The sequence below is a fragment of the Bradyrhizobium campsiandrae genome (assembly GCF_014529705.1).
Classification (GTDB): Bacteria; Pseudomonadota; Alphaproteobacteria; order Rhizobiales; family Xanthobacteraceae; genus Bradyrhizobium; species Bradyrhizobium campsiandrae.
The window spans coordinates 118,238-127,615 of record NZ_JAANIH010000021.1 but is presented as its reverse complement, the minus strand read 5'-3'; the positions used below and the strand labels follow the sequence as shown (position 1 = coordinate 127,615).

The 9,378-nt window shown below is 64.7% G+C and carries 9 protein-coding genes; 4 read left to right on the top strand and 5 right to left on the bottom strand.

Annotated features, from left to right (window positions below; translation table 11 throughout):
- Both G8O24_RS17815 and G8O24_RS17810 read right to left on the bottom strand, forming a co-directional pair.
- A partial coding sequence (locus G8O24_RS17815) for a TetR/AcrR family transcriptional regulator (protein WP_188101470.1) occupies nucleotides 1–292 on the bottom strand: 292 nt, incomplete at its 3' end.
- A 59-nt stretch (nucleotides 293–351) separates the two neighbouring features.
- A complete protein-coding gene (locus tag G8O24_RS17810) occupies nucleotides 352–891 on the bottom strand; it encodes a PaaI family thioesterase (RefSeq protein WP_188101468.1) in 540 nt (179 codons plus the stop codon).
- Between the two features lie 151 nt (nucleotides 892–1,042).
- Between G8O24_RS17810 and G8O24_RS17805 the strand changes: the two genes are divergently transcribed.
- From G8O24_RS17805 to G8O24_RS17790, 4 genes are all read left to right on the top strand, one after another.
- Nucleotides 1,043–1,813 (top strand): enoyl-CoA hydratase, encoded by a 771-nt coding sequence (locus tag G8O24_RS17805; protein WP_188101466.1) that lies wholly within the window; start codon nucleotides 1,043–1,045, stop codon nucleotides 1,811–1,813.
- A gap of 165 nt (nucleotides 1,814–1,978) precedes the next feature.
- Nucleotides 1,979–3,175 carry an acetyl-CoA C-acyltransferase gene (locus G8O24_RS17800; RefSeq protein WP_188101465.1) on the top strand — a complete coding sequence of 399 codons (1,197 nt, stop codon included), beginning with the start codon at nucleotides 1,979–1,981 and terminating at the stop codon, nucleotides 3,173–3,175.
- A 113-nt stretch (nucleotides 3,176–3,288) separates the two neighbouring features.
- Nucleotides 3,289–4,584, top strand: a complete 1,296-nt coding sequence (locus tag G8O24_RS17795) for an MFS transporter (RefSeq protein ID WP_188101463.1) — start codon at nucleotides 3,289–3,291, stop codon at nucleotides 4,582–4,584.
- 253 nt (nucleotides 4,585–4,837) lie between these two features.
- Nucleotides 4,838–6,313, top strand: coding sequence for an FAD-binding oxidoreductase (locus G8O24_RS17790; RefSeq protein WP_188101461.1), 1,476 nt, complete (start codon nucleotides 4,838–4,840; stop codon nucleotides 6,311–6,313).
- Between the two features lie 139 nt (nucleotides 6,314–6,452).
- Here G8O24_RS17790 and G8O24_RS17785 read toward each other — a convergent pair whose 3' ends face one another.
- The 3 genes from G8O24_RS17785 to G8O24_RS17775 form a co-directional block, all read right to left on the bottom strand.
- The gene (locus tag G8O24_RS17785; protein ID WP_188101459.1) at nucleotides 6,453–6,947 is read right to left on the bottom strand and encodes a hypothetical protein; all 495 of its coding nucleotides are present in this window, start codon (nucleotides 6,945–6,947) and stop codon (nucleotides 6,453–6,455) included.
- Between the two features lie 115 nt (nucleotides 6,948–7,062).
- Entirely contained in the window at nucleotides 7,063–8,511 is a 1,449-nt protein-coding gene (locus G8O24_RS17780; protein ID WP_191093235.1) for a type II and III secretion system protein family protein, read from the bottom strand.
- A gap of 251 nt (nucleotides 8,512–8,762) precedes the next feature.
- Entirely contained in the window at nucleotides 8,763–9,299 is a 537-nt protein-coding gene (locus tag G8O24_RS17775; RefSeq protein ID WP_188101457.1) for a hypothetical protein, read from the bottom strand.
- Nucleotides 9,300–9,378: the final 79 nt, after the last annotated feature.

The following is a 9,378-nucleotide window of genomic DNA, read 5'->3' as shown; positions in this document are numbered from 1 at the left end:
GCAGCACCGAAAGATAGGTCTCGACGATCTGCGCTAGCTGCTTCTCGGGCGCGACTTGACCCGACTGCTTGCGCCAATGCTCCATCGAGCGGTCCATGGCGTAGGCAAAGGCCTCGATCACCAGCGCCTCGCGCGAATCGAAATGCGCATAGAAGCCGCCATGGGTCAGCCCCGCCTCCTTCATGAGGTCGGCAACGCCGATGCCGTGGGCGCCCTTTTCGCGCAGCCGCACGGAGGCCTTCCGCACGATCCGGTCGTGGGTTTCCTGCTTGTGTTCCCGAGAATAGCGCATGCAGCTCTCATTGAATGTCGAAGGTCATCTCATAGCACGGATATCGGTCCGGCGGCGCATTAATTCCCGGTAAAGATGTTACCGATCATGGAAAAAGTTGCAGTTGCATGGACCGCGAGTGCTCCCTTACCGTCGCGCACGAAGCCTTCGGTGTAGCTGGTCTGGCGCCCCAGTTTGACGATCTTGCCTTCGGCCGAGATCAGCCCGGACCGGACCGAGAGCGGACGCAGGAAAGTCATCTTGAGGTCGAGCGTCACCGACGACTGCCCGGCCTCAAGCCGGGTCGAAATGGCGCACCCCATGGCCGTATCGATCATTGCGGCGGCCGTCGCCCCGTGCAAAAGCCCAATCGTGTTTTCGAGGTCCTGGCGCGGCTCGAGCTCCATGACGATCCTGCCAGACTCGACCACGGCCATGACAAAACCGATCAGCTTGGCAAAAGGCGGCGGCGGCAGGCGGCCGTCGCGGATGCCCAGCATGGCGTCCATGCCCGACAGGCCCATCGCCACCTTCGCTACCGGCGCCGGGACCTGCCAGTCCACGACGCGCTCACGCCGCTGTGCGGGTGAAAACAAATCGAGCTGGTCGGGTTCGGTCATGTGCAGCCTCTTTAAATGATAAACATCATACTATGCTGCGGACTTGCCACTGGCAACTCCGCCCGACCGCTTGACAAGCGGCGCGTTTCGACCCGGAAATGATCTTGACCGGCGCGCCTCGCGCCCGTCCACGAAACCTTCGAGATGCCCGATGGAAATGCTCAACAACCACTGCGGCGTGACGCGTGACGCGCGCGGCGTCGTTCATGTTACGATCTGCAATGCCGGCTCGCTGAATATCCTGAGTTCGCCCGTGACCGACGCTCTCCGCGAAGGCCTGCAGCAACTCGCCGGCGACCGCAGCATCCGCGTCGTAGTGCTGCGCGGCCAGAGCGAGAAGAGCATGATCGGCGGCGCCGACATCAAGGAGATGGCGAAGCTCGACCAAAAGTCTGCCGAGGCTTTCATCAGCCGCCTGCGCGATCTCTGCGAGGCCGTGCGCCGGTTCCCCGCTCCGATGATCGCGCGCATGCCGGGCTGGTGCCTCGGCGGCGGGCTGGAGGTGGCGGCCGCCTGCGATTTCCGCATCGCCGCGCCGGACGCGCATTTCGGCATGCCGGAGGTGCGCGTGGGTATCCCCTCGGTGATCCACGCCGCGCTGCTGCCGCGCCTGATCGGCTGGGCCCGCGCACGCTGGCTGGTGATGACGGCCGAAAATATCGACGCATCGACGGCGCTGGCCTGGGGCCTGGTCGACAGGGTCGCCGCGCCCGGCGAGCTGGATTCCGAGGTCGAGCACGTCGTGACGGCGTTGCTCGCGTGCGGCCCCGAAGCGTTGCGCTCGCAGAAGGCTCTGCTGCGCCAATGGGAGGAACTGCCGCTGACGGAGTCGGTCAATCTCAGCGTGAAAGTGTTCGGCGAGTCGTTTTTGACCGACGAGCCGACGCGGCTGATGGCCGCGTTCGTGAACCGGAAACGATAGGCTGCCCCCGGTGTCGTTCCCGGCCTTCGGGACGACACCGAAAGTTCGAAGCTCGTCAACAAACCTCGTCCGACCCACGACATTTTCTCATCCTTGCCGCGGTTGCAATTTTTGCGCCGCATCATATGATGATCGTAATCTTATTTACGCCTAGGGAGCCCCATCATGGCCGAAGCCACCGATCCCGTCGTCATCGTCTCCGCCGCCCGTACCCCGCTCGGCCGCTTCCTGGGCGAGATCTCGCCGCTTCCCGCGCACAAGCTGGGCTCGCACGTGATCAATGCGGCGCTGGAGCGCGCAAGACTCGCACCCGAAAAGGTCGACGAGGTCTTCATGGGGTGCGTGTTGCCGGCCGGCCAGGGCCAAGCGCCCGCACGCCAGGCCGCCCGCGCCGCGGGACTGCCCGACGCCACCGGCGCCACCACGGTCAACAAGGTCTGCGGGTCCGGCATGAAAGCGACCATGCTGGCCCACGACATCATCCGGGCGGGCTCGGCCGAGATCGTCGTGTCCGGCGGTATGGAGAGCATGAGCAATGCGCCGTATCTGCTGGCGAAGGCCCGCGGCGGCTATCGCGCTGGCCATGACCGCATCATCGACCACATGATGATGGACGGATTGGAGGACGCCTACGAGACCGGGCGCTCCATGGGCGATTTCGGCGAGGCCACCGCGGAGGCCTACCAGTTCACCCGCAAGGACCAGGATGCCTACGCGATGGAAACGCTGAGCCGCGCCCGCAAGGCGGTCGAAGGCGGCGCCTTCAAGGCCGAGATCGCCCCGATCACGCTGACCGAGAAAGCCGGGCCGCGCATCATCGCCAATGACGAGCACCCGCTGAAGGTCGATCCGGCCAAAATCCCAGGGCTGAAGCCGGCGTTCCGCGCCAACGGCACCATCACGCCGGCCGCCTCCTCCGCCAATGCCGACGGCGCCGCGGCACTCGTGCTGACGAAACGTTCGCTCGCCGATCGCAACGGCCTTCCTGCTCTTGCCGAGATCAAGGGCCACGCCACCCACAGTCAGGAACCGCAATGGTTCACGACGGCGCCGATCCCCGCGATCCGCAAGCTGCTGGACAAGGTCGGCTGGAGTGCGGGCGATGTCGATCTGTTCGAGATCAACGAAGCCTTTGCGGTGGTCGCGATGGCGGCGCAGCGCGATCTGGGGATTCCCCGCGAGAAGCTCAACATCAATGGCGGCGCTTGCGCGCTCGGCCATCCCATCGGGGCGACCGGCGCCCGGCTGATCGTGACGCTGCTGCACGCGCTCGAGGCTAACAATCTCAAGCGGGGCGTCGCGGCGCTCTGCATCGGTGGCGGCGAAGCCACGGCCATCGCCGTGGAACGGCTTGCGCACTGAGAGCGATGACGTCTGAAAATGAGGGAAGTCTGTCATTTCAGACTTCCCATTTCCGTGCCACGTTGTAACCATGACGCGGGTCTCCCGGAGCCCGCCAACTTGCTTGAGGGGCAATGATCTCGAACTGGCTCTCGGCCGCGCTCGGCCGTCGCAACATCCATTACGGCTGGGTGATGGTCGGCGTGACCTTCTTCGCCGCCTTGATCAGCGCCGGCACGGTCGGCGCGCCCGGCGTGTTCATCGTCCCGCTTCAGAAGGAGTTCGGCTGGAGCACGGCCGAAATCTCCTCAGCGCTCTCGATCCGTTTCATCCTGTTCGGACTGATGGCGCCGTTCGCCGCGGCCCTCCTGAACCGCTACGGCCTGCGCAACGTCACGCTGGCCGCGCAGCTCATCGTCGTCTCAGCGCTGGTGCTGTCGCTGGGCATGACACAGGTCTGGCAGCTGGTTGCCCTTTGGGGCGTGGTGATCGGGATCGGCACCGGCATGACCGCGCTGGTGCTGGGCGCCACCATCGCGACGCGCTGGTTCGCGGCAAGACGCGGCCTCGTCATCGGCGTCATGACCGCGAGCGTGGCCACCGGCCAGCTCGTCTTCCTGCCGCTGCTGGCGAGCCTGACCGAACGCTTCGGCTGGCGGCTGGCGCTCGGCTTTGTCTGCATCATGCTCGGCGTTTCTGCGACGGCGGTATTGCTCATCATGCGCGACCGCCCCAGCGATCTGGGCCTGCGTCCCTTCGGCGACGAGGGCACCAAGCCCCTGCCCGCACCGCCTGTCAATCACGGCTCGATCACATCAGTCGCGCTGGGCACGCTGCGGGACGCCTCGACGTCGAGCGCGTTCTGGATCCTGTTTGCGACCTTCTTCGTCTGCGGCGCCTCAACCAATGGCCTCGTGCAGGTGCACCTGATCCCAATGTGCCTCGATTTCGGCATCCCGCAGGTTCAGGCGGCGAGCCTTTTGGCGGCGATGGGCATCTTCGACTTCTTCGGCACCATCATGTCGGGCTGGCTGTCGGATCGCTATGACAACCGCTACCTGCTGTTCTGGTATTACGGCCTGCGTGGGCTCTCGCTGATCTTTCTGCCCTTCAGCGACTTCTCCTTCTATGGCCTGTCGATCTTCGCGATGTTCTACGGCCTCGACTGGATCGCCACCGTGCCGCCGACGGTGCGGCTGACCGCGCAGAAATTCGGCCCCGAACGCGCCAATCTGGTGTTCGGCTGGATCTTTGCCGGCCACCAGCTCGGCGCCGGAACGGCAGCTTTCGGCGCGGGCCTGTCGCGGACGCTGCTGCAGAGCTATCTGCCCGCCTTCTTCGTCGCCGGAGCACTCTGTGTCTTCGCCTCGCTGATCGTGCTGGCACTGTGGCGGCAGCCGAAGCCGCAAGCAAAGCCCGCGATGGCTTAAGTCCGGGCCGAGATCCGGGAACCAGGAGCTTTTGCCAGGAAGGATCGGCGTTTGCTCCTGGTCCGGATCGTCACGACCGCGGCGACGGCAGGCAAGCTCCAGGCCAAACAGCCGCCACATGTTGGCGAAGCCGCTGCGGGAAGTTGTCCCGGCATTGCCGATATTGCCGTTAGACTTCGCAGCCCAAACGTGAAAAATGCCTCGAAGCGCTTCACGCGCGCAGTGCACACCAAGATGCGCCAGAGGAAACAAGATGCCGACTGCCTTCCCGTCGCCCGTCCCCGCCATTCCGACCGCTCCCTTGACTGCCCAGCTCCGCGATGCCTTGCGCGCGATCGTGGGCGAAAAGGGCCTGATCGAGGACGATCACGGCAAACGGCCGTTCGTCACCGATTGGCGAGGATTGCTGGTTGGCGCTGCGGGCGCCGTCGTGCGTCCCGGTAGCACCGAAGAGGTATCGAAAGTCGTGCGGCTCTGCCATGAGCACGGCGTTGCGATCGTGCCGCAAGGCGGCAACACCGGCTTGATGGGCGGAGCAACGCCCTGGCCTGCACACACCGGCATCGTGCTGTCGCTCGCTCGCATGAATCGCGTCCTGGACGTCGATCCCGTCGGCTATGCGATGACGGTCGAAGCCGGCTGCGTCTTGCAGACGCTTCAGGAGACCGCGGCTGCGCACGACAGGTTCCTGCCGCTCAGCCTTGGCGCCCAGGGCTCCTGCATGATCGGCGGCAACCTCTCGACCAACGCCGGCGGCGTGCAGGTGCTGCGCTATGGCAATGCGCGCAATCTCGTGCTCGGGCTGGAAGTGGTCATGCCCAATGGCGAGGTCTGGAACGGACTGCGTGCGCTGAAGAAGGACAACACCGGCTACGACCTCAAGCATCTCTTTATGGGCGCCGAAGGCACGCTCGGCATCATCACCAGGGCCGTGCTCAAGCTGTGGCCGGCGCCCAAGGACGTTTGCACAGCCTGGCTGGCCGTGCGCGATCCCCGCGCGGCATTGGAGATCCTGTCCGAGGCGCATGCGGCATCCGAGGACAATGTCGGTTCATGCGAGCTCTTGAGCCGCGCCGCAATCGACCTCGTGATGCGTCACATTCCCGGTGTCCAGGATCCGCTCAAGGCGGAGACGCCGTGGTACCTGCTGCTTGAATGGTCGTCCTCGCGCCCCCGGCAGGAGGGCGCCGCTGGCATGTCGGAGAAGCTGGAGCAGTTTCTCGAAGGTCAGCTCGAGGCCGGGCGCGTCCTGGATGCGGTAATCGCGCAGACCGTCAGCCAATCGCGCAATATGTGGCGCATTCGCGAAGCCATGGCCGAGGCATCCCGCGCCGAGGGACCGGGCCTCAGCTACGACATCTCGGTGGCGATCTCCAGGATTCCGGAGTTCGTCGACAAGGGACTGAAGGCCGTTCTCGACATTCTCCCGAGCATCCGTCCCTATCCGCTCGGGCATATCGGCGATGGCAATCTGCATTTCTCGTTCATGGGGCCTGAAGGCATGGATCAGCAGACGCTGAACCAATACACCGCCGCGAGTACCCGCGCCGTCAACGATCTCGTCACCTCCATGGGCGGCTCGATCTCGGCGGAGCATGGCATCGGCATCGAAAAGCTCGACGAGCTCAGCCACTACCGCTCCAGGACCGAGCTCGACATCATGCGCACCATCAAGCGCGCGCTCGATCCGCAGAACATCATGAACCCGGGCAAGGTGCTGCGGGTGTGAGCTAGAAACTTCGCGTCGAAACCTCCGGCGCCTCCCCCGGCCGCCCGGACTGAGCAACCAGCCGTTGGCGGCGACAGCGTGGCCTCCGCCCGTCCGGCAATCGACTGTTACAAATCGGGGAGAGCCCGCGTGGTCGACGTCACCTGGCGTCCTTGTTCAATTCGATCGCGACCTCCGACATCCACGAGCCCGGTGCTTCCATCAAGAAGGATTGATGGTTGCTTTTGGTCTGGATCGTCACCAGCGCAGCGACGGTGTTGCCCTCGATGCGCGCCTCGATCAGACCGTCCTTGTTGGTGCCATAGACCTTGCCGCCCTGCCGGTACTCGCTCTCGAACCAGTTGCCTGACAGCTCCGTCCCGCTTTGCTCGATGTTGGCCGACAGCACCATTTTGTAAGCATCGCTGGCGCAACGCAGGTCGAGCGTCAGGGATCGTCCTGGCTTCGTGACGTTGTACGCCACCTTGCAGCGGACTTTTTCGCGTGGGCCGTCCGACGGCTTCATGGTACCGGTGCCCGACCATGCGCCGGCCAGGCTGTCGAACACGGCCTCCGCGTGCGACGGACTAACGACGACAAGCGCGAGGCAAGTTGCGCCGGCGAAGGTTCGCGCGGCCATGGACTTCAAGAGCATCTGCCGATCCTGATTGGTAAAATCTGCGTGCGTCCTAGGCCCCGATGACCGCAGGAAGTTGACGAAGATGTTTTCAGATGTTGCGAAGATTGCCTGAACGTTGCCGGCCAGCACGTCAGTCGGTGATGATGCCGATATCGCCGCGGCGGCCTCTCGTCGGCCCGGTTCGGCCGTAGATTCGGTTGATGTTGCCGACGAGCGCGGATTGCGGGTCGCTCGCGGCGACGAAGCCGTCGTCCGGCCGCGACAGCTCTCTCGGGCTCACGGCGCGGACCACGTAAGGCGTCACGAGAACGACGAGCCCTGTCTGGTTGTTGACGAAATCCTGGCTGCGGAACAGCGCACCCAGCACCGGCACCTGCATGAGCCCGGGCAACCCGTTCACCGCCCGCTTGGTCTGGTCCTGAATCAGGCCCGCGATGGCCATGGAGCCGCCGGAGGGAACCTCCAGCGTGCTCTCGGCCCGCCGCGTCTTGATCGACGGCACGGTCAGCGAGTTGGTCGTACTCTCGCTCACGGCCTGGGACAGAGTGATGGAGTTCTCATTCGACAAATCCGACACCTCGGTCATCAGATGCAGGCTGATGCGGCCTTCCGCCAGCACGACCGGCGTGAAGCTGAGCGACATTCCGAACCTCTTGAAGCTGATCTGCGTGGTGCAGACATGAGTGGTCGGATCGCAGGAATAGCCCGCGGGAACCGGAAACTCGCCGCCGGAGATGAAGGTCGCGGACTCTCCCGAGATCGCCGTCAGCGTCGGCTCAGCCAAGGTGCGCATCACGCCGGCACTCTCCATCGCCCGCAGCGTCGCCGTCGTCCCGCCGGCCGACAGGGATACATTGTTGCCGTCGACGAGGTTCTTGCCATAGGCCGTGAAGGGGTTCGCATTGGTCAGACTGACGGCGGACGTGCCGGAGCTCAGACTCGTGCTGAGATCGACGCCGAGCTGCTTGATGATCTGGCGCGACACCTCGGCGATCGTCACCTTCAGCATCACCTGGTCCCGTCCTCGAACCGTGATCGTGTTGACGACCTTTTCGGCGCCGCCTGTGAGGCGCGCGGCGATGTCGTTGGCCTGCTGGGCCTCGACGGGCGTCGCAGCGGTGCCGGTCAATATGACGCCGTCGCCGACGCCGTCGATCTGGATGTTGGCCGCGGGAAGCGCCTGCCTCAGCGCGGCCCGAACGCCGTTCAAGTCACGCTTGACCGCGATGTCATAAGCCGTGATCGACTGGCCGGCGGTGTCGAAAAACACCACGTTGGTCTGCCCCACCGCCGCGCCGATGATATAGGCGCGCTGCGCCGATCGCAGCACGACATTGGCGATCTTCGGATCCGCGACCAGCACATCCTTCACGTCGCGTGGAAGGTCGATCACGAAGGACTTTCCGACCCCGAGGGACACGAACCGCGCATCGGTCGGGCTGGTTACCTGCTCCTGCTTCGCAGTCCGGCGGTCGGCGCCTTCCACCGTGGGCGACTGGCAGGGCACCGCCGCCAGGGCAATCAGAATTGGCAGCACGCGCCTGGATGCACGCGATAATGATCCGGTACCGCCATGCATGACGATTGTCCTCAACGTCCTGTCCCTCGAAAGACGCCACGGGCTCCTCGCGGGCTGCAGGGGGCCCCATGGCGTTCGATGCGGGTTGAACGTCGCAGGTCAGCCGTTCGGGCGGCGCCGCAACAACTGAAACAAAACTGAGGGCAGCGATACTCGTCGGAAAAGAACGCCTGGCGCGCGCGATCCGCAGACCATCATCAATCCAGGCGAGATACTCCGGCCGTGAGCGAGCCGGGCACCCTCGTTGTTTCTTAGCCGCGCGGGTTGACGACGGTGTAGCCGCGCAGCGAACGCGCGTGCATGCGCGTCGCGTGACCGCCCGAATTGGCATCATACGCCATCCACATGTCGCCGCCGAGCGGCTGCTCCAGGACGAAGACGTGCCCGTGGCGCGCGGCGACCATTCCCGGCGCCGGCGCCGCGCGCGGAAAGTGCAGCCAGTTCGACGCGAGATTCAATTCCGGCACGACATGACCGAACACGCGGATCGCGGCACCGCAGCCGCAAAAGGATGAGGGGCAGCCGGCCGGGCGGCCGCCGATGACGCGATCACCGGTGACGCTGAGGGTCGTCGCGGCATAGCCCGCGTTGGTCACCGTCATCTGTGTTGCGCGATAGGCCTGCAATGACGGCCTGGGAGCCCGCTCGCGGCGCGGCTGCGCGTACGAGAAATCGCAGGGCATTGTGATATTGCATTCGGGAGCTTGGAGGTTGCGATAGGACCGCGCTTCTGCGGCGGTGGAGGTGGCAACAACAAAAACGCACGCTGAAAGAACCAGCTTGATCATTTGCAGGACTCTGGGTTGGAGGGTCCTGCCCCGGTCGCGAGAGACCGATATTGGTTTGGCTGAAATGAGCCCGAAGCGC